At 52.8% G+C, this 24,971-nt stretch carries 32 protein-coding genes and 1 tRNA gene; 2 read left to right on the top strand and 31 right to left on the bottom strand.

Annotation, left to right across the window (positions count from 1 at the left end; translation table 11 throughout):
* Position 1: 1 nt before the first annotated feature.
* The 21 genes from N6P30_RS00405 to N6P30_RS00305 form a co-directional block, all read right to left on the bottom strand.
* Entirely contained in the window at positions 2–1,855 is a 1,854-nt protein-coding gene (locus N6P30_RS00405) for a hypothetical protein (RefSeq protein ID WP_049268059.1), read from the bottom strand.
* Between the two features lie 141 nt (positions 1,856–1,996).
* Entirely contained in the window at positions 1,997–2,275 is a 279-nt protein-coding gene (locus tag N6P30_RS00400) for a phage tail assembly protein (protein WP_049268061.1), read from the bottom strand.
* Between the two features lies 1 nt (position 2,276).
* Positions 2,277–2,648 (bottom strand): phage tail tube protein, encoded by a 372-nt coding sequence (locus tag N6P30_RS00395; protein ID WP_000896639.1) that lies wholly within the window; start codon positions 2,646–2,648, stop codon positions 2,277–2,279.
* A 3-nt stretch (positions 2,649–2,651) separates the two neighbouring features.
* Positions 2,652–4,163 carry a phage tail sheath subtilisin-like domain-containing protein gene (locus tag N6P30_RS00390; RefSeq protein WP_073546089.1) on the bottom strand — a complete coding sequence of 504 codons (1,512 nt, stop codon included), beginning with the start codon at positions 4,161–4,163 and terminating at the stop codon, positions 2,652–2,654.
* On the bottom strand, positions 4,160–4,345 hold the full coding sequence (locus N6P30_RS00385) for a DUF2635 domain-containing protein (RefSeq protein ID WP_021543312.1): 186 nt from the start codon (positions 4,343–4,345) through the stop codon (positions 4,160–4,162). Before N6P30_RS00385 ends, N6P30_RS00390 begins: the two co-directional genes overlap by 4 nt.
* 2 nt (positions 4,346–4,347) lie before the next feature.
* A complete protein-coding gene (locus N6P30_RS00380; RefSeq protein ID WP_073546090.1) occupies positions 4,348–4,893 on the bottom strand; it encodes an ATP-binding protein in 546 nt (181 codons plus the stop codon).
* A complete protein-coding gene (locus N6P30_RS00375) occupies positions 4,890–5,249 on the bottom strand; it encodes a hypothetical protein (protein ID WP_049267342.1) in 360 nt (119 codons plus the stop codon). The genes N6P30_RS00380 and N6P30_RS00375 overlap by 4 nt, the downstream gene beginning before the upstream one ends.
* Before the next feature lie 4 nt (positions 5,250–5,253).
* Positions 5,254–5,634, bottom strand: coding sequence for a hypothetical protein (locus tag N6P30_RS00370; protein ID WP_223362246.1), 381 nt, complete (start codon positions 5,632–5,634; stop codon positions 5,254–5,256).
* 1 nt (position 5,635) lies between these two features.
* Positions 5,636–6,685, bottom strand: coding sequence for a major capsid protein (locus N6P30_RS00365; protein WP_021543308.1), 1,050 nt, complete (start codon positions 6,683–6,685; stop codon positions 5,636–5,638).
* A 98-nt stretch (positions 6,686–6,783) separates the two neighbouring features.
* Positions 6,784–7,191, bottom strand: coding sequence for a head decoration protein (locus tag N6P30_RS00360; RefSeq protein WP_073546092.1), 408 nt, complete (start codon positions 7,189–7,191; stop codon positions 6,784–6,786).
* The gene (locus N6P30_RS00355) at positions 7,191–7,781 is read right to left on the bottom strand and encodes a hypothetical protein (RefSeq protein ID WP_073546093.1); all 591 of its coding nucleotides are present in this window, start codon (positions 7,779–7,781) and stop codon (positions 7,191–7,193) included. Before N6P30_RS00355 ends, N6P30_RS00360 begins: the two co-directional genes overlap by 1 nt.
* A gap of 1 nt (position 7,782) precedes the next feature.
* Positions 7,783–8,649, bottom strand: coding sequence for a S49 family peptidase (locus N6P30_RS00350; protein WP_073546094.1), 867 nt, complete (start codon positions 8,647–8,649; stop codon positions 7,783–7,785).
* Complete coding sequence (locus N6P30_RS00345) at positions 8,646–10,283, bottom strand: phage portal protein (protein ID WP_073546095.1); 1,638 nt, start codon at positions 10,281–10,283, stop codon at positions 8,646–8,648. Before N6P30_RS00345 ends, N6P30_RS00350 begins: the two co-directional genes overlap by 4 nt.
* Positions 10,283–10,546: a gpW family head-tail joining protein gene (gpW, locus tag N6P30_RS00340; RefSeq protein ID WP_000483310.1), complete on the bottom strand. Its 264-nt coding sequence runs from the start codon at positions 10,544–10,546 to the stop codon at positions 10,283–10,285. Before gpW ends, N6P30_RS00345 begins: the two co-directional genes overlap by 1 nt.
* An 8-nt stretch (positions 10,547–10,554) precedes the next feature.
* Positions 10,555–12,681, bottom strand: a complete 2,127-nt coding sequence (locus N6P30_RS00335) for a phage terminase large subunit family protein (protein ID WP_073546096.1) — start codon at positions 12,679–12,681, stop codon at positions 10,555–10,557.
* A complete protein-coding gene (locus N6P30_RS00330) occupies positions 12,623–13,204 on the bottom strand; it encodes a hypothetical protein (RefSeq protein ID WP_099721601.1) in 582 nt (193 codons plus the stop codon). Before N6P30_RS00330 ends, N6P30_RS00335 begins: the two co-directional genes overlap by 59 nt.
* 253 nt (positions 13,205–13,457) lie before the next feature.
* Positions 13,458–14,096, bottom strand: coding sequence for a hypothetical protein (locus N6P30_RS00325; RefSeq protein ID WP_025713576.1), 639 nt, complete (start codon positions 14,094–14,096; stop codon positions 13,458–13,460).
* 52 nt (positions 14,097–14,148) lie between these two features.
* Positions 14,149–14,667 carry a Rha family transcriptional regulator gene (locus tag N6P30_RS00320; RefSeq protein ID WP_001064347.1) on the bottom strand — a complete coding sequence of 173 codons (519 nt, stop codon included), beginning with the start codon at positions 14,665–14,667 and terminating at the stop codon, positions 14,149–14,151.
* 191 nt (positions 14,668–14,858) lie between these two features.
* On the bottom strand, positions 14,859–15,323 hold the full coding sequence (locus N6P30_RS00315) for a lysis protein (RefSeq protein WP_260629922.1): 465 nt from the start codon (positions 15,321–15,323) through the stop codon (positions 14,859–14,861).
* On the bottom strand, positions 15,320–15,817 hold the full coding sequence (locus N6P30_RS00310) for a lysozyme (RefSeq protein WP_099501475.1): 498 nt from the start codon (positions 15,815–15,817) through the stop codon (positions 15,320–15,322). The genes N6P30_RS00315 and N6P30_RS00310 overlap by 4 nt, the downstream gene beginning before the upstream one ends.
* Positions 15,795–16,064: an HP1 family phage holin gene (locus N6P30_RS00305; protein ID WP_012542609.1), complete on the bottom strand. Its 270-nt coding sequence runs from the start codon at positions 16,062–16,064 to the stop codon at positions 15,795–15,797. The genes N6P30_RS00310 and N6P30_RS00305 overlap by 23 nt, the downstream gene beginning before the upstream one ends.
* Before the next feature lie 710 nt (positions 16,065–16,774).
* Between N6P30_RS00305 and N6P30_RS24605 the strand changes: the two genes are divergently transcribed.
* Positions 16,775–16,894 carry a small membrane protein gene (locus N6P30_RS24605; protein ID WP_048334541.1) on the top strand — a complete coding sequence of 40 codons (120 nt, stop codon included), beginning with the start codon at positions 16,775–16,777 and terminating at the stop codon, positions 16,892–16,894.
* A 37-nt stretch (positions 16,895–16,931) separates the two neighbouring features.
* Here the strand turns inward: N6P30_RS24605 and N6P30_RS00300 are convergent, their stop codons facing one another.
* The 3 genes from N6P30_RS00300 to N6P30_RS00290 all read right to left on the bottom strand — a co-directional run bounded on the left by N6P30_RS00300 (position 16,932) and on the right by N6P30_RS00290 (position 19,135).
* A complete protein-coding gene (locus N6P30_RS00300) occupies positions 16,932–17,081 on the bottom strand; it encodes a hypothetical protein (protein ID WP_032692691.1) in 150 nt (49 codons plus the stop codon).
* 2 nt (positions 17,082–17,083) lie between these two features.
* Positions 17,084–17,929: a TAXI family TRAP transporter solute-binding subunit gene (locus N6P30_RS00295; protein ID WP_170826749.1), complete on the bottom strand. Its 846-nt coding sequence runs from the start codon at positions 17,927–17,929 to the stop codon at positions 17,084–17,086.
* A gap of 399 nt (positions 17,930–18,328) precedes the next feature.
* A complete protein-coding gene (locus N6P30_RS00290; RefSeq protein ID WP_309473501.1) occupies positions 18,329–19,135 on the bottom strand; it encodes a hypothetical protein in 807 nt (268 codons plus the stop codon).
* Here N6P30_RS00290 and N6P30_RS00285 point away from each other — a divergent pair.
* Entirely contained in the window at positions 19,076–20,107 is a 1,032-nt protein-coding gene (locus N6P30_RS00285; RefSeq protein ID WP_101999452.1) for an IS630-like element ISEc33 family transposase, read from the top strand. The genes N6P30_RS00290 and N6P30_RS00285 overlap by 60 nt on opposite strands.
* Positions 20,108–20,141: 34 nt before the next feature.
* Here the strand turns inward: N6P30_RS00285 and N6P30_RS00280 are convergent.
* The 7 genes from N6P30_RS00280 to N6P30_RS00250 all read right to left on the bottom strand — a co-directional run bounded on the left by N6P30_RS00280 (position 20,142) and on the right by N6P30_RS00250 (position 24,922).
* Positions 20,142–20,227, bottom strand: a tRNA-Ser gene (locus N6P30_RS00280).
* Between the two features lie 144 nt (positions 20,228–20,371).
* The gene (locus tag N6P30_RS00275; RefSeq protein ID WP_064160176.1) at positions 20,372–21,154 is read right to left on the bottom strand and encodes an antitermination protein; all 783 of its coding nucleotides are present in this window, start codon (positions 21,152–21,154) and stop codon (positions 20,372–20,374) included.
* On the bottom strand, positions 21,151–22,113 hold the full coding sequence (locus tag N6P30_RS00270; protein WP_023317657.1) for a toprim domain-containing protein: 963 nt from the start codon (positions 22,111–22,113) through the stop codon (positions 21,151–21,153). Before N6P30_RS00270 ends, N6P30_RS00275 begins: the two co-directional genes overlap by 4 nt.
* A 1-nt stretch (position 22,114) precedes the next feature.
* A complete protein-coding gene (locus N6P30_RS00265; RefSeq protein WP_060656260.1) occupies positions 22,115–23,761 on the bottom strand; it encodes a DEAD/DEAH box helicase in 1,647 nt (548 codons plus the stop codon).
* A 41-nt stretch (positions 23,762–23,802) separates the two neighbouring features.
* Positions 23,803–24,171, bottom strand: a complete 369-nt coding sequence (locus N6P30_RS00260; protein WP_040182571.1) for a hypothetical protein — start codon at positions 24,169–24,171, stop codon at positions 23,803–23,805.
* 261 nt (positions 24,172–24,432) lie between these two features.
* On the bottom strand, positions 24,433–24,726 hold the full coding sequence (locus N6P30_RS00255) for a hypothetical protein (RefSeq protein ID WP_060656259.1): 294 nt from the start codon (positions 24,724–24,726) through the stop codon (positions 24,433–24,435).
* Positions 24,701–24,922, bottom strand: coding sequence for a helix-turn-helix transcriptional regulator (locus tag N6P30_RS00250; RefSeq protein ID WP_004152162.1), 222 nt, complete (start codon positions 24,920–24,922; stop codon positions 24,701–24,703). Before N6P30_RS00250 ends, N6P30_RS00255 begins: the two co-directional genes overlap by 26 nt.
* Positions 24,923–24,971 lie beyond the last annotated feature (49 nt).

Below are 24,971 nucleotides of genomic sequence, written 5' to 3'. Positions count from 1 at the left end.
GTTAGTAATTCATGGCGGTTGTTATTCTGCCGTTATCCTCGACGTTATAGGTTTTCTTCTCACCCTTATCGTTGACCAGGGTGATTTCCAGCTTCATTTTCTGGTCGGCCATCGCCTCTTTGAGAGACCGGGTCAGGTTTTCACTGACCGGATCTCTCCCATTACCGGAAGCTGTCAGGATTGAGGAACTGTCAAACTTGTCCGGTTGTGGTACGAGGATGTTCTCTCTCTGCTGGCTGAGCACACGGCTGTCACGAAGACCAGACCAACGCGGATCACTGATAGCCGTCTGAATTGCCGCACGTATCTCATCTTCAGAATATGGCTGCGCCCCATTCTCATGCTGAATCATGGCCGCCATGACTGACTTCAGCACCTCCGGGTTATGCAGATCCATCTGCTGCCGGGGCTGAATACCTGTCGCGGCCGATACTGAATTGATATAGGACTGCGTATCATTTTCCGAGCGTGGCGCATAAGTGTGGATCACGCTGTTAAGCGTGTTATTCCCACGATCGCCATATAACATCAGTTGCCGGGCCATTGCCGCCAGCCCGTCGTTGCTGTTGTCATAAGTGACGAAACCACGATTCACCCCGGTCGCATTAGGCGCGATCCGGAGATTGCCCGGGTTATTATTTCTGAGGCCCAGTGCCTGGTTAGATGGCTGGCTGTAATTCACCTCTCCGCGTGGAGCTGCTGCACCTGCTGGCAGGATGACAGACAAATCATTACGGAGTTGTTCAGCTCTGTCACTGGCACCATATTGCGCGTCGTAGCGTTTCCGAACGGCATCCGTCATAAAGCCGGCATCCACCGCTCCGCGCTCGCGCCGGGAAAGGGTGTTATACAGCGCCTTATCACCCTGAATGCGGCGTAGCTTCCCGGCATCCTTGCTACTGATAAACCCCAGCGCATGCGACAGCCCGGTGAAATCGCCATTCGTGAACAAGTCGGTCACACCTTCAAGACCGTCTTTCACCGAGCCATCGGAAAGCAATCCCTTAAACAGAGAGTTTTTCGAACGGTTTTTCAGCCCATCCCATGCTGCGCCCAGCTCATTCATGGAGCCGTTAACCTCGGACAATTGCCGGTTAAGTTCCGGATCAACTGTCAGGCCAAGTTCATCAGATTTAGCCAGCAATGCTTTCATCCGTACGCCTTCACGCATCAACGCCAGCATTTCCGGCGTCAACCCGAGGGCATCGGAAACCGACTTCTGCTGGTCAGGTCGCAGGCTCGGGAAAACGCGCGCTATCGATTCCAGCGTTCTCAGCGTATCAACGGATCCATCGTTGTTTTTCTGGATCTGAACGCCAATCTGTGACAATGCGCCGAGCACCTGGCTGTTGGCACCGCTGGCGGCCTCCTTCAGGCTTTTAGCCATCCCCTCGATGGAGGAATTTGCACTGTCGCCATCAGCACCCAGTATCCGCATGGCACCGGACAGTCGGGAAAAATCGTCCACTCGCATACCCGCATTTTTCGCGGCAACATCGAGGTTATAGGCTTCCCTTGAGGCCTCATGGAAACCGTAGGCAATCTGTTTTAGCCCATATCCCGCCGCTCCAACCACACCCAGCGATGCCAGCTTACCGGAGAGCTCACCGACCATCTTCAGCGGCGGCACCATATCCCCGATATACTGCACGTTATCACGGGCATTTTTGGACAGATTTTCGAAGCGGGAAATAAAGCCGTTCAATCCATCGAGAGTCTCCTGTCCTCCTAACTGGAGTCCCTCTTTGGTTTTATCCAGCTTTGGTTCCAGATCACGGATAGCCTCATTGATACGTTCAATGGCTTCCGTCGCCTGGTCGCTGGCCACCAGCTCAAAGTCGAAAGAATTACTCATCGGGTTTGGTATTCCTGAGTTTATTGATACGGGAGGCCTGCGATACCCACCACTTCAGACGGGCATAGGTCATGCCCCATGCCCTGTCTTCTGTCCAGCGGAAATAAAATGTGACGTCAGCGGCCGTTTCCTGCCAGGCGGTCAGGGCTTCCAGGTCAAAAAACCGAGCAAAAAATCCTCACATTTTCGGAAGTCTATAAAATCCATCGGCTGAAGGACACTTTCCCGCGTATCCGCGACCAGCGAGATCAGCAGGCGCATCGCCGCCAGTGAAGTGGACGATGCCTGCTTTTCGTAGAACTGCTCGGCCTGGCTGAGTGTCGGCGCCTTCAGCTCCAGTTGCTCATAGCGTGTTTTTTGCGCCTCATCGACCAGAGGCTTGATGAGGGGAATGACTTTGGTGCGTTCAAGTTCTGCCATCTTAGTTCTCCGTTACGTCCCGGCCTTCCCAGCGAACATCAAACACTGCATCTTCACTTTCCACTTCCTGAACGTTCACCGTCCATAGCGCGCGACCGATAATAGTCTTTCCGTTCGCCAGCTCGGCGATCACGTTGACGTTCGTCTGTTTGTTAAAACCCAGTACGTTGGTACCGCCGCTGTCGCGAAGACGGGCAGAAATATACGGGGCAACCGGCTTTTCTTTGTAGCCATGCACACCGTCCATGCCTGTCAGCGTGGTACGGTTAACAGTGGAGGTCTGATACTTAAATGAGCCCTCCACCATAACGGTCACCCCGTTTACGGTGACATAAGCAGTACCTGCCAGGCGATTAGTGGTATCTCCAGCCATGTTTTATGCTCCTGTTGATTCAGCCTGCAGGCGGAACTGGTTAAGCAGCGCAAAGATGCGCAGCTGGTTCATAAGCGTTCCCGGCCACAACACATCGACGCGGTTCGGATTTGTTTTGTTCTGCTCCACGATAATGTTTCTGGCGAAGGCCTCAGCGTCCTGCGCGTAGCCGTTAAAGACCAGCGTCTGGTATTCCGCGATCTGATCGGCTCTGATGATGTTTGGCGTCACAATCGCCGCCCCCGGCGCAAAACGCGTGCCATCCGCGGCCAGCTTCATGCGACCAAATTTACTGGTCACTGCAGTGCGGAGATATCGCGTGACAAACATCAGGCTAAAGAGTGTTTCCACCTGCAGGTAACTGTCGTCTTCGTCGCCATAGCTGTTTTTCTGGTAGGTGGTAATCAGGTTTTCAATCATCACCGTCCCGTCATCACCCACGGTGTAAGTGGAGATGCCGCTGTACAGCAGGTTGTTGCGCTCTGTCAGCTCAAAGCGATCCGCCAGGTCCGGTGCCAGCACGCCATAAACAGGCAGACTTTGTAGCGGGCGTCCGGGGTCATTACGCAGGCTGGGTGCAGCGGCCCCTGTCAGTGCCGCCGCCCAGATATAACGCGGTGATGGTGAGCGGTACACGCCAAGCAGTGACTCATGCTGGTTATTACGGGTTTCCCCTTTGGTGCCTAGCTCGGCGTAAGTGCCGTTGGTGGTGGTGAATGCGTGGCCATAAAGCTGTTTATCCCATGCCCAGCGACCGGTTGCATCGTTCAGAAATTCTCTGATGGCGTCCAATGATGCGGTGTCATCATAAGGGTTGATGACAAAATCAAAGGTCTTATCCTGAAGGTTGCCCAGGGCATCAACAAAATCCGGCGCGCCGGCGCCACCGCTCATGCCCGTGATGGTGAGTGTCAGGCCCGCGGGCGTCACCTCACCACCCTGAACACCGAGATAATTCATCCTGAGATCAATACCATTGCCCAGCAACCCGGCATTTTTGGCCGTCAGTGTCACGGTATCCGTTGAATCGGCTTTTACAGCAGCTGTCACCGGCAGTTCCGTTTTGCGGGTAATCGCCGCGACCAGCGCAGTGGCAATCTGAGCCGGAGTGTCAGTCGCCAGTACGGTCAGTTGTACGCGAACGCCAGCAATATAAAGAGAGATAACGCCAGTTTCTGCCGCCTGTGTGGCAACCTTGATACTGCCAGTTGCCACTGCCATCGAATCCGCATCATCAGCCAGCGGAAGGATCCAGACCTCCGCAGCAGTATCGTTTTTTTGATACGCCGTCATCATGCCATGCAGCATCGAGCCTTTTCCGGTGAGTTCACCCACTGCATTAGGAGAGGAAACTTTTACCGGGATTTTTTCCTGTGCAGAGCCTGATGCCAGCATCTGACCAATCAACAGCGTTCGTTGTGTAGCCGTCGCCGTGTTGGCCATGGAGTTATCAAACTCCACATAAAAAAGCGGCACACGTAAATTGCCGGGAACTCGCGAAAATGGAACGGTCATTTAATTACGCCCTCTTTTTTTACGGCGTTTTTAACGCCCTTTTCCGGTACCAGACTGACGTCGCCATCCTTCAGGCGGCGACGCCAGAACGTATTATCAGGTACCTCCGCGCCATCTTTGGGCAAAGGCTCCCCCCTGACAGGGCAGCGAACGCTGAGCCCGTCCTTCGGTTTTACAAACATGATTACTCCTGAAGGTCTATTTTTACGCCCGGCTGCGGCGTACCGTCCGGCATGTCGATGGTGATGTCGATCCCCGCCAGCGGCACCGTATCGACCGGATAAAAGTCTTCCGGTCCCTGATAATGCTCAATATCAATTTCGATAAGCAGCTGGCCCATATGCGCCTCACCATCCGCATCAACATCAATCGTCGAGCGGACCTCCGCATATTTTTGGATGTTCCGGGTTAACTCGTAGCTGTTAATCACCGCCCTTTCTACCTGTTCCCGGAGCTCTTCCAGCGCAACCTCCGCGCGCATGGCGCCATCATCAGTGGTTTCACTGTCGTACTCCTGAACCCGGCCAGTAATGCGAACGGTGGTCAAAGAGGTAAAGGCCGGGACATTTCGCCCCTGCGCCTTTTTGTGATCAAATGGCGTCTGAACAAGCAGCGCGGGGTACAGGTCCGGCGAGGTTGCCCAGTCACGTGGGGAATAAACACGATAGGCGGCAGCCGTTTTATCTTTCAGCGCGGCCACGACCATGTGTCGTATTGCGGAAGCATTCATCGGGTTTTCGCCACATTGAGAACAAGACGCGAGCCGCCATGGCTGTCGGGTTCGACGTTGGACACAACAAATAACTGATTGATGACCTGACCTCCGACCGTTTTGATATACACACGGTCAGATACGGCAGGTTGCGGTTTACCCAGCTGACGAAATTCAGCATCACGTACCCCCAGCATCGGGCTGGAGGTGTTAATTTCTGAATCACCATCAAGGTTTTCTGCAACCTGCGCATAGCCACGGTCAAAAATACCGTTAATCGTAAAAGGAGTACCGTTGCGGGGACGGTACTCATGTTCATCGCCAAACACGCCATGGAGCGGACTCAGAAGATGTAAATCCCAGTCCACGCCCATCGGCTCACTCCGTTGTAATTTTCACACCACGCGCAGCAGATAACGCGCGCTGTCGCAGAGCATGGACATCGGCAATTACACCTGCTGCCAGCAGACGCTCGGCATCCTTACCGGAGACCGGAATAAGGGAGTTTTCCCGGTAGACCTCACCGTCATGGCGAATGCAATTCCCTTTCAGCACCACAAACTCAGGCTCCGCGTCTTCTTCCTGGTCATCTTCTTCAGCGGTATCCTCATCATCTGATGGTTCGCCGTGTTTATCGTCATGCTGTTGGGTCTCGTGAACGCTGCCACCTGCATTCAGCTCATCAATATTCAGACCATCATCTGCAGTTCCTTCCGCATTCAGATCATCGCCCAGTACAGTTTTGGTTGTTTTAGCCATATCAGACCACCGTCGCGCAGAGGGATGCATTTACCCGGCTCGGAATAACCAGCGGAGAGGATTGCATCAGAATAAGACGCTGGGCCGGATCTTCTTTCACCCAGGATTTTGGCGCATAGGCCAGAGGACCGTAGTTAAATGCCGGGTCAAGGATAACGCCAAAGGCGCGGGTACCCATCAGATCGGCGCCAGACATAATCACAGCGCCGTCGGGGATCATCGGCTTCTCGACATTATCAAGTGGGTCAATAAACCAGTCGTTATATAACCAGAGGTCAAAGTTACCCCAGCGCCCTTTATAAATAGCGCCCTTCATCGCCTGTGGGCCAGCATTAATCTGGTTACCAAACGGGCTCAGCGCCGGGAACGTGATGGCGTTATCTTTGATGGTGGTATCCAGTCGGAACGCCCGCCATGATTTGCTTGTGAACACCAGATCCGTTGCGACGGAACCGGATTCTTTCAGGAAAAGTGTCTGCCAGATTTCAATATCATCAGAGGGCTGGGTATTGGTGGCACCAGCGGCAACCGTCAGCGGCCACTTATCGGAACCACTCAGGGTAATAGTCAGATCCGGAGAGCGCCCGAAATCCACCACTTTGGTTTCATAGCCTTCCCCGGCAACCGTGACGGTACCGGACACCAGCGCACTCGCCGCCATCCACTCCAGGCGACGGTTGATCATGTCAATCTGATCAGTCATCTCAAACTGCAGGTTCAACATTTCGCGTTCTGCGGCTGTATATTCACCGCCAATACGCTCACCGATCTGACGGCGGATAGGTTTACGCAGGTCCGGCGCCCGCTTGTCTTTGATGTAAGCCGGTTTGAAAGTATTGGTCTGGTATTTACGGGACTCGACCAGCTTGCCCTCCACCAGTGGGGAGACAAATGGCGCCATACGACGCAGGCCGACATCCACGTCAATCGCCACTTCTTCAGTCTCATAAGTCACGACGTTCGGGAAGAAGCGATCAAGCAGCCAGTTCTGACTGGTTTTCAGGTTAGGAACGACCTGCACCAGCACACTGGTATCATAAATATTTTCCATATTCAGTCTCTTGCTAATGCCAGCCGCACGCTGGCATAAATTTTAAATGGGTCGGCGCCTGCCGTTTAAAGCATCCGCCAGGAGAGATGAGGGATAAATCAGGAGGTGGTTAAAGGCGCCTGGGCGCTGTCTTTCAGGAAGATGGCCAGCGGACGTAGTGCTGTTTTCAGTTCCGGCGCAGTCCAGGAAGTGTCAAAAATAATATGATTCTGGTTGAACTCCCCCATCAGATACAAGCCACCGGACTGATCGCCATGGGTGGAAGCGTCAACATCATCAACCAGAATCGCTGCCGGCGTCTCGCTACCATCCGTTGCGGTTTTCACACTGACTGTGTATTTACCACTGGCAGTGATCATGCCAAGCACAGTGCCACGCTTATACACGCCGCCGGTGATAGTGCCGGTATCGGTGACCAGTTGCAGCGTACCGGCAACCAACTGATCCGGCATAAACACTGAACTCTTCATGCCTGGTGCAAAGGCATTCTGACCAAATTGATCCATTATTTCTCTCCTTTAATGGAGTTGTAGAGGCCGGTCATCTGGTTTACCAGTGCCGATTTACCGCTCTCTTTCTTGCCACTGTCCGGATTCAGACGGGCCTGATGGCTGTCCTGCATCCGTTGGTCAAGTGAACGCTTGCGGGTTGTGGCTGGCTGTGAAGCTGGCGCGGTTGAAGCCAGAACATTGATAGCGGCAGCAGAGCTCATGCCGGTATTGAATGCCAGCGACGCAGCCAGTGAAGGATTCGCCGCAGCGTGCTTACTGCCGAAGATACGGGCACAACGTTTACGCTCGGCGGCGCGGGCATTTTTCACCGCCTTACTTTCTTTGCGGTTATCGTCGCCGTCATCTTCGGAATCGTCATCGTCTTCCGCCGCATCCGGGTCGTCACCGTCATCTTCAGCGTCATCATCACGCTCGTCGTCTTCCGCGTCATCTTCGCGTTCATCGTCCTCGGCATCATCTTCGCGCTCATCCTCTTCCGCGCGACGGCCTTTCGCTTTTTTGGCTTTTTTGTCTTCTTCCTCTTCGGAAGCAGTCGCGCCACGGCCAATGAGATGAGCAAAACTAAATGTCTTTTTCTTCGCCATTTCAGGCTCCTGTTTTTTCAAGTAAGTTTCTGAACGCAGCATCAGGAGGACATACCTCATCAGCCAGTCCAAGTTCCACACCATCAGCAGCCATAAAACAGGCAGCCTGAGTACTTTTGATAACCTTTGCGCTAATCCCCCGATTTCTGGCGACGGTATTCACAAACAATTCGCCCATGGTGTTGATATCCTGCTGAATAGCCGCCAGCGCTTCATCTGACAGTTCTCTCAACGGTGACCCCTCAGCCTTACGAGAACCGTAGGTGATGATGGTGACCTTGAGACCGTCATCTTTAATCCGCTGGGTCCAGTCAAGGTGCATGGTGATCACGCCGACTGAACCCACGCCGCCGGTGCGGGGAACAGAAATCCGGTCCGCTGCGCTGGCAATGGCATAGGCAGCGGAATAAGCGGATTCCGTCAGAATTGCATGAATGGGCTTTTTCCCGCGGGCGCCGTAAATGACATCGACCAGATCGAAACATCCCGCGACCTCGCCGCCAGGCGAATCAATATCAAGGCAAATCCCGGAAATATCGGGATCTTCCATGGCGGTCAGAAAGGCCTGACGAATGCCGTCATAGCCGGTCATGCCACTGTACGGACGCAGGCTACCCAGCTTTTGCACCAGCGTCCCGCTAATCGGGATAACCGCAACGCCCAACACATTGTCATAACCCGGATCGCTACGGGTTTCCCGCCCCCGGTTATCGTCATATCCATACCAGTCATCATCCATGGCAAGAGAGGATTCGATTTTACTGATGCCAAACCGGTCCATAACGGATGCCATGATGACTTCAGCTTTACTTGGGTGCAGCGCCAGCGGTGTATTAAAAAGGCGCTGGGCCAGATGAGGTAGATTCACTTTTCCTCCGGATCGGTAATTGTCTGGCTGGCGAACTGGTCCGCCTGCGCCCAACTCGGTAATGGCAGCCCGCGCTTCAGGCAGGACTCAATTTCCCGCTGGCGCTGGTCAAGAATTTCCTCCCAGTCTTCACCCACGTTTTCACCCACTTCAATTTCGAGAGTGGAAAGACCGGCATCGAGGCCAAGGATGGCGCCTTTTTTCTCCGCCACCGGATCCACCCATCCACGCCCCGGCCCCATCCAGCGCGCACGTGAATACGCCGCCCGGGCATCAACAAAATCGGGAGCATTAGTCGGAAGGGGTAAATCCTCGTTATCGTGAACTTCTTCAACGAAGGCGGTCAGAATGGGTTGTGCAAATCCAGTAGCAAAATCATCGCGCCTGCGAGTGAGTGTTTTCCATGCCTCCAGCAAGGAAGATCGCGCAGAGCTGTAATTCACATCAGACCAGTCCTGAGTAACCTGTTGAGGAGATAACCCCGTACCGGATGAGAAATTACGCAGCACTGCGGATTCAAACACTTCAAAGTTGCTGTACGGCCGGGCCGCATTGACCGTATTGATTTTTTCACCGGGGTACATAATTGGCATACGTGCGCCGTTCTGCAGCGTTAACCGACGGTCTTTGTGGAACTCGATACGTCCGTCCTGATATGCACCAAGACTGGTATCATCGAAATTCTCTCCCAGTGCCGCCTGGACCATTTCAGGGTCATAAGGCGATTCGATGTAGGCCGCAAAAATAGCGTTCAGGATCGCGGCTTCCAGCTCACTCTCGTCATATTTCACCAACATTTTCAGGCGCTGGATGACAGGGGTGAGAATTCCGTTACCCCGGTGCTGTGCACCACGTTCATGATCAAAGTCGTGAACGACATGAGGGCGCCCCCATGCGGTTTCGCGCGGGATTCGTCGCCATGTCATTGTTTTGGCGCCACTCCACCAGTCACCGATATGGGCTTCCCGGAAGTGGTAAGCGACGGGAGCTCCATCAGCATCTATTTCAACCCCGCCGCGGATATTCGGCATATCAAAATTCTGCTGCGGGTTGCTGAGTCTGTCAGGATCCACAATCTGTACTGTCGTAGCATAACGCCCTTTTCCACGACCCAGCCGATCAAGTCGATACTCCAGAACGGAGACGGCATCACCATCAATCAGCTTGTGTCGGAAACCCAGACGTAGCATTTGCGGCACCGTCAATTTGCGCTCAACATCGCAGTATCTGCCCGGATCATACGCCCATGTGCGCCAGTGTGAGGCAAGCGCTTTACCGTACTCTTCCGCCCAAACCGCGTCGAAGCTCTTATTGCCCGTCATCATCCGCAAAACCCGGTAGTCTGGTTTCATTATGGGCCTGAAGTTCGCTCCAACTGCATTATCCAGCAAACGCGTAACTGCGCCGTTCGCCCACCCATCATTTCGCACCAAATCCCGAGCACGGGAAACGATACGGTCACGGTAGATATTGATTTCATTATCCGGCGACCATAACGCGGGCTGCCAGTTTGCCAGTTGATCACTGAAGGAGTCCGCGGCGTCATATGGCACCCGGCTACCACCTGTCAACATTCTGGGTTTTGGTGCCTGATAAGGTCTTCCGTCCGGACCAAGGATTTGCACTTTATTCATCAGAATCTGAACCTCACTGGCTTCCGTGGCCGGGCGACAATTCCCAGTTGCGCCTGCAGCAACTGAATCAGCGCCAGCAGGTCGGCGAGAGAGCTTTGCTGATAGGAGACTGAGCGCGTCCCATCACCCTGCGTATAGGAGAATGAGACGCCCCGGCTGCCGGTAGTCAGATCGATATAAGCCTGCTGCGCTTTCTGCAGAGCGTCTCTGAGTTGCTCATCAGTCATCCCACCAGCAAGTAAGCTCGTGTTTCGGTTAAACATGGTTTTCCTTATTGCGGCAGAAGTTTCGAAATTTTCTTACGCTTAACGGGAGCGCTGATTTCCTCCACGATGGCGCCCGGTAACTCGTAATTGATTTTTTCTTCTGGCTCGACTGGCGCCGGCAGGAACTTATCGGGATCGGCCTGAAGGTTAGCGGCCCGAACATTGAGTTTTAACCCCATATGTTTGAGCCCGCACAGCGCGGCATAGCTGTATACGAGACAGTCGAGCGCTTCGTTCGCCCGGCCGGGAATGGGCTCCCAGACACTGAATCGCTGTCCGGCCACCACTTTGTAAACCAGTCGCTCTGCCAGTAGCTGGTTGAAATATCCGAGGTCACGATCATCCGGGAAATGCATATAGCCCGCACCTGCAGTACCTAAAGCAGGCGGTTCAAGATGCAGACGACCACGGACAACATCTTTAGCAGAGTTCACGCCAAGTATAATTGGCCTGAAGCTGGCTTTACTTTTCGATGTCGGTCGCTTGGTTGGCCAGACGGGGTTACGTTTGCCACCCTGCGCAGATTCGCCCTTGATAGCCCAGATGCGGCGCCCAAGGCGATCTTTGCAGAACTCATAAACCTTTTGCGTGTGGTGACCGCCGGAGTCCATACATGCAGCCAGAATATTCAGCCCTCGCCCGTCACCTCGTCGCCATATCTGTTTCAGATACGCATCGAGGCGCTTCCACGGTTCCTCAGTTTCCAGATCGCCATAAATGACGTCATGCGCAACTGACCACGATTCCTCGTCCCGGCCCCAGCCAGTGATCGTTATTTCGAATCGGTCATCCTGGGTATCGACGCCGGCAGTTAACAATGCCACGCCATCAGGAACGACGGCCGGGAAGACTTCGCGGCGCGCCAGCAGAACATCAACCGGGAGCTGTTTGCCGTGGTTCGGCCGGTGCGGTAATCCCATCTGGGTGTTCCACCAGGCCTGTTCCTTATCCGGATCCCCTTTCGCATCGAGGTATTTCTTCGCAATATCCGACGGCTTATCTTTCTGCCAGGGACTGAAGAGTTTTGACGCCTGGTACCCGGCATGGTGATTATCCAGCGCCTCGGCCCCGCAGTCCGGGCAAATCGCCCGGTATACGGCATGCCGTTCCGACTCCGACCAGCGCCAGATAGTATCAACACTCCCCTCATCGCCTTCATGCCATTTCTGGTCGTATTCCATTAATGGTGAGTGACGGGAACCACAGCATTCAAATGGTTTGGTCTGGTGCCAGCGAATTGTCTGTAATGCCCGCAGGCGCTCACCTTCCGACCAGCCAGCACCGCAACATTCACAATGGATCATGGCCGCTTTGGTCAGGTGCTTATCGCCTTCTTTCGGCCATTGAACATGTTTGAAGAAATCAAGGAACTGTCGGTGCCCGCAATGGGGGCAAACCACAGAGGCCCGCCGCTGATCTGAGTCTTCGTAACTGTCAGCAATCCGGCTTTCATCTTCAACCGTCGGCGAACAGGCCCGCACAGACAGCCAGTTAAGGCCAAATGTGGCGGTTCGCTCTTCCGCCAGTGCAATGGGATCGCCCTCACGGGTTATCGGGTATTTATCCACCTCATCCGCCAGCAGAACACGGATCGGACGTCGCGCAAGGTTATCGGGACTACCAGCGCCGGCCAGCGCCAGAAATCCGCCCGTGAAGGCTTTATACAGAATGGTTTCTTTCGAACTCTTCTGCTTTGAGTCACCTATGATGTTACGCAGAACTGGCGTCACCCTAACCAGCGGGCTGATACGTTCTTTGGAAAACTGCTCGGCGGCCTCTTCCTTCGGCTGCAGTAGCAAAATCGGGCATGGATCGAGGTGCGCGAAATAACCAAACAGGTTTTCCAGCAGCGCGGTTTTCATTAACTGGGTACAGCACATCACGGTAATAATGTGAACGCCAGATTCCGTCGCGGCCAGCATAGGACCGCGGGCAATTTCAACGGTTGATGTTTCCCAGTTCCCGGAGGTGCTGCCAGCTTCTTTCGCCAGCTTCCGGTAATCATCGGCCCATTGCGGGACGCTGATGCGTGGTGGCGGTGTCCACCCTTTCCGGACACTCAGTTGAAGACGCTCAATCTTCTGCTGGGTTAAACTCTGGTTCTCCGAGGACTGAGATATGTTTGTGGACATGTTCAATCAGCACCTCTGTCATCCTGTCCGCCGGCACGCCCAGATCAGCAGCCATTAATGGTGCCACTCTTGACGGCCAGTTAAGCCAGGCGTCACGCTGTTGGCGAAAGGCGTTGAAAAGAACCTCCTCGGCGGCAGCCATCTCAATGAGTTGGCCATCTTTTTGCTGAAACTCTAATTTTGTCAGTAACGCCAGGTAGTTTTCCTTTACCCGGCGCGCTTCATCCAGCGATAACTCAGCGCCGTTTTCAAGGAGGAAATCCCGCGCAAGCCCCTCCAGTGACGGGTCACTTTCTTCCGGCGGCTCGCGCGCAGGCAACACCTGGCCAGCTCTCTTTTTTTCTGGCACAGACGTTTTCTGTTTATCGGGCCGGTTAACGCTTTTCCTGTACTTTTCAAGCTGTGCATTTGAAGCGGCAACATCGATATCATCGCCGGACATGATCAGCCATCCCCGGCTTTTCCACATCGTAACGGTCTTGCGGCTAACACCATGTAACCGTGCAAAATCTGACTGGTTCATTGTTACCTCACCTGCAGCCGGATCTGTTACCTGACACTGTTACTCAACCAGACGAGGTAACATCAAGGGTAACAACCAGATGATGGAAATATTTTTGTAATCAAGAACAAAGCTTAACACGTAACAAAACGTAACTGTTACCTGTTACCTAAATTTGAAAACTTGTAGCTAGGAAAACACTGCGGCGCGCAATGCCCGTGACTTACAAAAGCCTCAGGAAGGACCCATTTTGATAATGGTTATCATTTGAGGGTTATTTTGCCGTTTTGATAGCATCTGCGATAGCACGACTCAATGCAGCAGGCATCAACGCCTCTGCCATAGCCTTCGAGCGGTCCATATACCCCAACACAGGGGTCACAGGAAGTGCATCGCCAAACCTCACCAGCAGCTTAGGGGCGCGCTGTTTCCGCTTTGGTCGGCGAGTACCATTCGCTGAGCGCCGGGCTCGTTTCTTTTTCGCCTTCTTCGGTTTACGCCGTTGCCAGACAGCATCAACACCGTTGACCTCACCAACAAACACATTCGGCTTCGCTTTCAACTGCGACAGCTTGTTGCGCGGCATGTTGCCGTATTTGTTCAGTTTGATGTTCTTTGGATTGAGCAGAGCCTGGCTGTTCAGCTTATGTTCACCGCCGAATTCAAAGGGTTCGAGATATTCAGCGGCGACATCACGCACAAAGACTTTTGCGCGGAGGTTGTTCTTTCTGGCACCAGCAGAGCCCACTGAGTTGACGGTGAACGGCGTCGGCGATTCCAGTTTTCGTCCCAGCGCCACTTTTTGCGCTGCGGCGATATCCCTTACTACCGATGTCATGGCTTGCGCCGTGGCGAAAGGGATTTGCTTCTGCAGCTGCTTTAGCTGCCGGGATAAATCCTTAAGCGTTGACATGGTTTCCTCCAACATTATCGAGCCACCTCTGGAAGTGGCTCTGTAATGTCGATCAGCCAATCAGCAGTTCTGGCTGCGTCACCTGCATGATGTGCTCATGCTCGAGCTCCAGAACGCGCTTCTCTTTCTTCCGCTCGTTCATCAACCGGCTGCCGATTGTGCCTTTCAGCTTTGAGCGCGTTTCTTTGATGGCGTAGCGATGCTGCAATTCTTCACCCATCGCCATGCGCCGGTTTAGCTGCTCGGCCATCCAGTTGAAGGCATTGATGTAACACTCCTTCACTGCGGCAGCTGTTTTGCCAGTGAATCCCATCACTAGCATCATGCATCCGTCGCGGGTGATGTTATACATAGGCTGAACATCGCCATTTTTATCAATGAAATCAATGGGCGCAAAATTGCGCTGGGTGAAGTCATCGGAGCATTTCAGGTTACGTATGGCACGCAAAACGTCTTTGTGTCGCTTGCCAAAGTAATCCGCCACCTTGAGTGATGTGGTGATTATCTTGTTGTCGAGGGTCGTGACCATTTCGCGGAAGTCGAAGGCCGGAATAACTGACGGATTATTCATAGCGTCTTTACCTTTTAGAAAGATGAGCCTGTTCGCACAGAAAAGCCGCCCCGAGATGGTCGCCACCATATACGGCAGTTCTCAGGCTCAGCTTTCTGAAAGACTCGGGATTGTTATGCGCTGCGATGCGCGGTTTACTGCGGGCATAAAAAAGCCCGACCGAAGTCAGGCTCTGTTATTTGGGTAACGAATCATTTAAGACACTGCTCTTTGATGTAGTCCTGCATGCCGCGAATCATCTTGTCAGCGGTTGCGATTCCGTCCCGGTGATCGAAATAATTCCGTCGAGCGTCTGGAGTAAGTTCGGGGGCTCCTGCATCATCCACGCCGGTGGAGGAGGTGGCTTTTGGCACTCCAGGGCAGGTTGCGGCGATGCGCAGCCGTTTAGCGCCAGAATCGACATCCCGACGCAAATCGTTAATGGTTTTTTTCGCATCGGACAATTCCTTCGTGTATTTGACATCGAGCGCAGCGACGTCTCTCTGGCGGGTCTGCATGTCAGCGATAGTGTCATTTGCCAGGCTGAGTTGCTCAGTCACTTTGTCCCGCTGCCTTTTGAACTCGGTGGCGTTGTCGTGGTAGTGGCTGGCCAGCCAGCCGAGGCTGACTATCAGGCAGATCACAATGGCGCTGATAATGGCTGCTAATCGGCTCATTTTTGACTCCAGAGACAAACTTCGTGCTCAATCTCGCGGCGAGTTACCAGGCCTTTCCACTGTTTGCCCTTGGCGTAGGTCCAGCGGCGAAGCTGATCACATGCACCTTTCTGGTCGCCCTGGTTGATTTTGCGCAGCATTGTGGAGGTCTGGAAGTTGCCAGCGCCGACGTTATACGCGAATGAGTAAAGCGCCCCGCGCATTGTCTCGGGGATCGGCTTTTGGATGTATGGGTCAATCTGGCGAGCAACGGTGTTCAGGTCTTTGCTGAGCAGCGCACGGCATTCAGCCTCGGTGTACTTCTTGCCGAGCATGATGTCTTTGCCAGTATGGCCATAGCAGACAGTCCAGACGCCTACCACATCCTGATAGGGAACATATCGCACACCTTCAAGACCATCGTTACCAGTCGGGCCTGTGATGAGCGCAGAAGCAATGGCTATGGCGCCACCGCCGATGGCAGCGATAACGCTATTCCTCAGTTTTGGTGTCATAGCCATTGAGCCGATCCTCGCGTTCTTTCCGCCTGTAGTACCAGTTCACCCCACAGGTGGTAATGGTGCAGGCGATACCGACAATAATTGCCCAGTCACTCAGGGTCATCCCCGCTATTTTGTCGGCCAAAATCCATACCTCTGCCTTAACTGCCCCGGCATACGCCTTTGCTGAGACACCGCAGCCCGTCAGTGCGGTCCCGGTGCCGTATGAAAGTCTGCTGTAAATGGTGCTCATTTTTGTCATAACCTCACCTCCGTTGATGACGGATGGCGCTGTGTGAAGTGGGGAATGGCCACCAGATGAATTTACGACAAAGCACAAAGTGAGTGACGTTCTGGCGACCAAAACAGAAAGAGCCGCCTGTTGGCAGCCCTGTGATTCGGATTTACTTCTTTAAAAGCAGTGATATTATCGCGCTACCTGAGCTGAACCATCAGGTGTCCAACTTTTGCATGTCACCTTAATGCGCCCGCTGATTTAACCATCTCTAAGCGGGCTTTTTTTCGCCCAAAGAAAAGGCCCACCGAGTGGGCCTTCCGGCTATCATCATTTTTATATTGGCTGTGGTGCCGGGTGCCTCCCGGTGAGTCTTTGGTTAAACACCTTAACTCGCATTAACCATGCTAATCAGAAAAGGGTGGAAGCTTATCTCCGGTAGCTGAGGTTACGCCCCTCCGCATAGGGGGATTCACCACGCGCATACATTAGCTATGCAACATTCACTTAGTCAACATGCTGCGATACCAGTGCGCTAACTTCTTCCTTAAGATTCAATAATCAGTCGGATTATGCATAATCAATGCATGAAATATAATTTCAATAACAACAATAAAAAATCATCTAAAATTATAAATTTACCAAAACTATTGATTAGGATTTTTCTTACCCTCACCATAGAATCCTCCCCACAAAAAACAAAAATGTCCACATACATTTCACGGGATTAAACCTGCATGGCAAATTTACTCATTTTAGCACTGGCGGTAGTTCTTTTTATAGTCGCTGTACTTTCTTTCGTTTCTTACACCAAGGACAGGAAAAAGCTTAAAAATACTTTTAAGAAGCGGTATTGATCATGCGCTGATCTTTATCTTAAAGAGGCTGAGCCCGTCAGCCTCTTTTTATTCTGATTGGCCAGCACACCGCCAGCGCCCCGACGATAACCACCAGCAGAACCAGATCCATCAGCATGCCAGCCACCCGCCAGGCTACGAACAGTAGAACGACAAACAGCGCCCAGAAACACAGCCTGCGCAGCATGATTACTTACCGTTGGTGCCGAGTACCCGGCTCAGGTTTTTCAGCAGGACAGTCGAGGCCGTTTCCAGCATGTCATCACCGGCATCGGTATTGGCGACCACCAGCGTCTTAGTGCAGGGAACCTTCACCTTCGAATCACTCAGCCAGCCGGATTCGGTAACCGCCTTTTTCATCTCGTACACCGGCTTCCCGTTCGGCAATTTATCGTCAACGTGCCAGCCGTTCATATCGATCATCGTCAGGCCGCTGCCTTCCTGATTAACCGCCTCCAGAAACTTATTCGACCGGTCCGGCGCAGATACCCAAAGGAAGGCGTCATACTCGCCAGTGGTGACTTTCGCCAGCGAGCGCACACCGCCTTTGGCATAGGTCTCTACTTTGGCGTAATCCTTTTCCAGCCCCTGCAGATATTGCCAGGATGCATACGATCCGCTGGAGGGCTCACCGACCGCGATTTTCACACCTGCCTTTAAATCACCTTCATCGCTGACCTTGCCGCCCTTCTTCACCGCGACAAAAACGCATTCATCAGCCAGCTCGCCGATGATGTCCACCTTCTGCGCTTCGTTGCTGTGGCGGCTGCGCCAGAACTGGAAAGCATCAGCCTGAGTGAAACCGATCTGGGCGGTACCGCTGGCGACCTTGTCGAGATTGTCCAGAGAGCCTTTACTGGGGATCACCGTCGAGCTGTAACCATACTCGCTGAGTGCGCTGGCGAGATTAACGCCGTACACCGCGTTATAGGTCAGGCCCTGTTGACCCGTAGTGATAACGACATCCGCAGCCGAAGCGGCGTTACTCAGGCACAGCGAAGCGACCGCAATAGCGGCCATGATGACTTTTTTCATGTGACTATCCTTTTGAGGTGAGCCTTCGCCCGGAGTGGTCGCCCTGCAGAACAGTCACACGACCATTCCAAAGGCTCACCCCGAAAAGCTCTGCAGGTTTTATGCGCCGGGCGTGGCGCGGATAAAAAAAGGCCACGCAAGTTCGCAGCCTGTGAATGGTTGCAGCCCTATAGCAGCATATCTCTACATTTGGTATGGTCAGATCGCCAGAAGTAACCACATCAAACATGGAGAATTACATGAGTGAGTCTAATAAACCAATCAGTGAAAATAAGCCTCAGCCAACAACCCAAAATAAGTCGGATACCAAAGCGCCTCCACCTCCACCAAGGGATTTTTCGATGGGACGGACAATAACTGGTGATTCTGCCCCGACAATTGGTGATTCTCTCCAGAATCTCACAAGAAAAAATACACCAGTGCCGAAACGGTAATGGATAAAGCCGGAGTAAGGATTGATGCCAGCCTTACTCTGGTTAGTCTGGTTCTGAGTTGTATATTTGCTTCCTGAAGTTCGCTTGCCGTCTGACAAAGATTTTTCAATCTATAGCGTCTCATCACCGATAAAGCACTATCTCCACCGATATAGCCATTGGCTCGCAGAGTCTCATAGTCACTCCCGGTTATGGTCTTGTACACCCTGGTATAGAGTACGTCAGGAGAGGTTGAAATTAATGCCCGCGTCTGAACGGATAACACCCTTAAAACCAAATAAACGGCGCATAACGTCCAGTACAGAGTAAAAATAGCCACGCCAGCATTTAAAAAATCAGGATGATCTTTTTGCGTCAGAAGGAGAAACGAGGAGCCAATGCCAACAATGAGGATGCTAAGCAGTTTATAGCCATTTTCTTTGTTCAGGGAATTCGACTGCGTGATCTCACGAATACAATCCTCTCCCTGCTTTTCCAGAAAATCCACGAGCTCATCATCAGCATCCAGAAAATAGTCATCGGGCAAATCTGACATTTCGACCTCACTCGCATCCTGAGATTTTTTTTTGATTTTACCTGAAGGCCCGCTAATGAGATACATCAGGCCCCTAAATAGCTGCGCGGAATAGTAGATCACTGAAAGGGAACTCAGCCCGGATTGTGCGATCTGATCAATCGCCAAACCAACCAAAACCACCAACCGGACTGAGCGATGCCGATCATAGCACCAATACCCCGTGGCGAACGACGCCTGATGCAGAAAGCTATTCATAAAACGCGCGATAAAAATCATGCCCGCAGACTCACGGCCATGCTGATGCTTCATCGGGGTGAACGGGTCAGCGATGTTGCCAGAACTCTCTGTTGTGCCCGTTCATCCGTTGGTCGCTGGATTAACTGGTTTACGCACTCAGGTATTGAAGGCCTGAAATCCTTACCCGCAGGGCGCTCCCGACGCTGGCCTTTTGAACATATCTGCCCCCTGTTACGTGAGCTGATAAAGCATTCTCCCGGCGATTTTGGTTATCAACGTTCACGCTGGAGCACCGAATTACTGGCAATAAAAATCAATGAGATAACCGGTTGCCAGTTACATGCAGGAACCGTTCGCCGCTGGTTGCCATCTGCGGGGCTTGTATGGCGCAGGGCCGCGCCAACTCTGCGTATCCGTGACCCACATAAAGATGAAAAGATGGCGGTAATCCACAAAGCGCTGGATGAATGCAGCGCAGAGCATCCGGTATTTTATGAAGATGAAGTGGATATCCACCTTAATCCTAAAATCGGTGCGGACTGGCAGTTACGCGGACAGCAGAAACGGGTAGTGACGCCGGGGCAGAACGAAAAATACTATCTGGCCGGCGCACTGCACAGTGGCACGGGTAAAGTCAGCTACGTGGGCGGCAACAGCAAAAGTTCAGCGCTGTTTATCGCTCTGCTGAAGCACCTGAAAGCCACTTACCGGCGGGCGAAAACAATCACGCTGATCGTTGATAACTACATTATCCATAAAAGCCGCGAAACACAGCGCTGGTTGAAAGCAAATCCCAAGTTCAGGGTAATTTACCAGCCGGTTTACTCGCCGTGGGTGAATCATGTGGAACGGCTATGGCAGGCACTTCATGACACGATAACCCGTAATCATCAGTGCCGCTCAATGTGGCAGTTACTGAAAAAGGTCCGCCATTTTATGGAAACCGCCAGCCCATTCCCCGGAGGAAAACATAGTCAGGCAAAAGTGTAGCGGTATTAGGCGCAGCTATTTAGATGGAGGGATATGGCGGAAGATGGAGGAGTCGAACCCCTACCGTTACCAGCACCACCGGGTTCAAACCGGTTCGCCCACCACTGAGCGGCATCTTCCAGAAACGAAAAAACCCCGCCGAAGCAGGGTTTTGATGATTGGTTTCGTTCAGGCGCTATATGCCACGATTGAAAGCATACAGGACAACTTTATGCAAAGTCAACACTAACGTTCAAAAAATTGCAGCCATCTGTTTCGATCACATTAATAACTGGTAGCCTTCTCAAATTCTGCTGCGGCTTGTCTCTCTCCTTTGTGAAGCATATCCACCAGCCCCTCATAGAACGGTTTCCAGTTGCGTGACCACGAAGACTGATGGAGATCCGGGAGACGCTTCAGAATGGCGCGGTGTACCGTCGCAGAGGGTACTACAGAGAAGCCATTACCAGAGCAGCGTTCACATGTTTTGAAAACCGGTGCGCCAAGTTCTTTGGTCGCTTTGCGATCTAACACCTCCCCTTTACCACCACACCTGCATCGCGCATGGATCACTTTCTTTCCTCCGCACACTCCACAGACCCTTTTCACCAGTTCATTTCTAATCTTTGGGGCCTTCACTTCGACACCGTCAGCATCGAAAATACCGGGGTGCTTAATTACATCTTCATGGCGGGAAATAAAGCCGGTACCGCTGCAGCTTTGACACGTTGCTCTGGTGGCCGCCGAACGTGAGTATTCCGCAAAGGCAAATTGCGCCAGCGTCAACATGCAGGCGCCGAGCTTGTCACCAGCGGCTTTGCGGACATTTTTAGGAGCGTTTTTGATGGCAAACTGCGCCAGCGCCTGAATTGCAAGCTGTTCGTCCGTTTTGCTGATACCAGCCTTTCCGAGGAAAGCGGCAAGGCCGAAGCGCGCACGACTGCTGGTGGTACCGATGGCCGCCATAACATCTGTTCCGGTCAGTCGATTTGGCGATGTGCTTTTCACGTCGTCGCTGATATGCATGCCCTGAGGGCTAAAATGCTTTAACGATGCTTCAAGTTTCATGCAGCCACCTTTTTGTAAAATACCTGCTCACGAACCTGATCACCATTCATGAGCATGTCGTTAAAATCACCGTTATCGGGCCAGCGGATGCTGACTTTTACCAGGTCGTTTTTCGCCAGCAGGTTTGCGTGGGCGCACTCGAACGCCGCGGCATGTCCAGTTGCAGAGTGCTTGTCCATGTCGGCAAAAATAATCAGATGCTTCACACCTGCCGGTACCCGGAATTTCTTCATAAACCCGCTGTTGATTACCGCCCAGGTATTGACGCCATAAACCTGATAACAGGAGAGTGCTGTTTCGATACCTTCGGCGATGCCGATCGTCGTTGATACCGGAAACATGCGAATGGCCACAGAGCGGGCGTGATCCAGATAGCTGTCCTCTTGAAGCGACTTAAGACGTTTGGCGCTATCAATATCTGCCTTCCTGTCGCCGTCCAGCAGCGTCTGGTGCAGGTAACAAAGCTCAGCTTTGTCATCGGTAGCCAGGGCATACAGCGCTTGATAAACGCGCCCCGCATGGCGTTGGCGGTCACAAAAACGGATGCCTTCTGCCGGCAGGCGGCTTATCCCACGTTGCAGAAGGTAACCAGCCGCGCTAGTACCCCGTAAATCGAGCAACTTTGAAAACTTACTAATGACTCGCTGGCGCTGCCGCGCCGCCGAACTGTTAGCAGGCACGTTGATGCGCTGATAGTTATTCCCGATGAGCTGGTCCACTTCTGCGCAGATGGCGGAAAAGCTTTTTGACTGGGTCAGGGTCAGCAGCTTCATGCCGTCGCCGCTACCACATACACAAATCCATGTACCCTGACCATCACGGTCATCTACGCGGTACTTCCCCCTCGCCTTACATACCGGACACTCGCCCTTGTAATGGTGCTTCCCGGTGATCGGCGGCAAGCCGTAATATTCAAAAATTTCAGACCATCGACCTTTTGCTGCTTCTGCCGTTTTCATATCACTGACTCGCGCTATTTATGTTTTTCTGGAATTTTCGTTTTGCTTCGATAATTAATTGCCCGTCGCTGCCCTCAGGAGGCTCATAGTTGATATTGGCGCTCGGAGGTGGAAATAGATCCTGGTCAGGTTTCTTCCCCATCTGCTGCAGACGTTCGCGGCGTTTAGCAAATTTGATAAGTTTGTGTTTGATGTGATTGCTGACCTCCGGTGTGATCTCCATTGGAAAGTCGCTTAAGCCGTTGGGCCATTCGCCGAATTTCTCCTGAAAGGTATGAGCACACCAGCCATCGCTGACAGGTTTCCCCTGCGCCGCACGATGACGCTGGTAAAACTTGATCTGACTCCACCAGGACTGTTTGTCGCTTTTGGTGTAAACCTTCTCGCCTTTACTCATTTTTTTGAGGTTGCGGGTGCTGTCGGTTTCTACGTCCTCACCGGCCAGCGGCTTAAAACCGCATTTCGGACAGATGTAGACGCCGGCGGGTTTCATGAAGTGGCATTCAGGGCATTCTTTCGGGAGTTTCTCTTCGCGTTCTTTGGCTGCCCGCGCTGCAGCCCCTTTCATGCCATCGTTTTTAGACGGTAGTTCGTCGTATTCAATGGCGTCAGGGAAGCCGAGGCGATGCACGGTACCACTGTGATCAAAAATCAGGCAGGCATCTTTCCCGGGGGCAGTTCGCAGTCCGCGGCCAATCGCCTGCAGCCAGCGGATTTCACTCTTTGTCGGCCGGGCGTAGATAATGCAGCGAACATCGCTATCAAAACCGGCTACCAAAACACCAACACTGACGATTATTTTTGTGGCGCCAGTCTCGAAGCGGTGAATCATCACCTGCCGTTCTTCGTGGGGGGTTTCTGCGACCATGACCTCAGCGTTAATACCCGCCTTGTTAAACTGCATGGTGACGAAATTGGCGTGATCCTTATCAACACAGAACGCTACCGTAGGAAGGTCTCGGCCATGTTTAAGCCAGTTTTCGACGATGTCGCCCACCAGGTCAGATCCGCACATAATCTCGGATAACTGCTTTTCGTTATAGTCGCTGCCATATTCTTCGGAGGTGGCTGACTTAACCCCTTTCAGGTCGGGCTTTGTCGGCGCATAGAACTCATACGGGCTGAGATCCCCGCGGAGGATCAGTTCACCGATGGTGGTGGGTTTTACAAGATTTTCGTAATACCTGCCGAGCCATGGGGAAAACGGTGTTCCCGAAAGACCTACCACTTTGATGCCGGAGTCCCGGATAACCTCCAGCAACGCGCGCTTCTTCATGTGGGCCTCATCGACAATAATCAGGTCGACGTTGTCCGGGAAGTCACGGCGGACCAGCGTATCGGCGCTGGCAATCTGAATAAGGCGCTGCGGATCGTAGTCGGGATGGTTGCGCCAGATAATGCCGATCTCATCTTCGGGTAATCCGTACTCCACAAAGCGGGCGGCGGTCTGACGCACGAGAATAGTGTATGGCGCGATGAATATTACCCGCTTTCCGCGGCTGATGTGTCCGGCAGTGATAAACGCCGCCAGTCCGGTCTTTCCGCTTCCGGTTGGCGCGTAGACCATGAATGTGCGGTTTTGCTTCCACCCACGGCGCAGTGAGTTAAGCGCACGCTCCTGAGCAAAATTCGGTTCGATATTCAGCATCACCATCACCTTTCGTATCACCTATCTAGTACAATACGGAATTACTTAAACCTGGTCGCCCTTACGACTTCGATACCGTCGTCGGCATAGCGAAGCGGATGCGCACCATCCCTGAGCAAGACAAACCCAGACATCCCCTCGGGTAGTTGGTGGAGCTTAATCAGGGAGCGTTTGCGGGGAGATTTATTGTCAACCTCAATAGCGCAGCGCTGCCCGTCAGGTGAGGTCACCAGGCAGTCAACGAACCCTCTGCGACCACCACTCAGGCTGATCGCGAAATTACGCTGCAGGTGGTAACCCATCGACTTGATTTTCTTTTGCATGACATAGTCGAAAGTGACCTTGTCATTCGACTGATGGAATTGCTCTTCCAGAAGGGCAATTAATTTTTGCTTCAGTTCTGCGCTCATAATTTCTCCATTATTTTTTTGTACTCATTGCCTAGTACGTCGGATTTTCTGGTTTCGTCCTATAGATCGAGATCTACCTAACCCTTGTACCCGTCTGTTGGAAGAGCCTGTTCCAGTGCTTCGCACTAACACACAGGCACTCCTCCCCCTCCCCTCCTCTCGTTTATTTTTGAAATCCGTACCAGTTATCTAGTACACAAATACAAACGAGAATCAGATTTCAACCGCTAGGCACCTTTAAGCCAGGCGGCCTTCAGATTGCTATCGTGATCCTGCCAAGGGTGGCTGGGTCGTATACCCCTGCAGCGCGCGTCCGTGTGCATCCACGAATCTGCGAAGCCTCACATTGGCTTCATGCCTTGCCCGGTTCTCCTTGCGGTATGGAACGGGCTCGGCTTCGAACGATTCCCGATACACAGCTGCATAACGCTGAATAGCTTTTTGTCGTGCTGCTGGCGCCAGGCTCAGTAACTGCTGCTTGATCCATTCTTCATCTGCAGATGCGTACACAGAAGGGAGCAAACCGTGGTCAGGCCTCATCCCGTGCAACATCATCTGAAAATACCTCGTCCAAACTTGTATTCAGGCCAAGCTGTTTAAACGCGCTGACGATCCGCTTTCCGACTGCAACATCAGGAATCCTTCTTCCTGTTTCGTAGTGGCTAACGGCCCCCTGGGAGCTATCAATCAGCGCGGCCAGCTCTCCCTGAGTTACCTTTGCTTTGCGTCTAAGGCTCTTGATTCCACTCATTCGATTAGTCTCGCATAAATAATACAAAACGTACTATACACGCTCACAA

This window comes from Enterobacter sp. PL1 (assembly GCF_945957325.1).
GTDB lineage: Bacteria > Pseudomonadota > Gammaproteobacteria > Enterobacterales > Enterobacteriaceae > Enterobacter > Enterobacter roggenkampii.
Note: the sequence above shows the minus strand (reverse complement) of the source record. Positions and strands in the feature narration are given on the sequence as shown.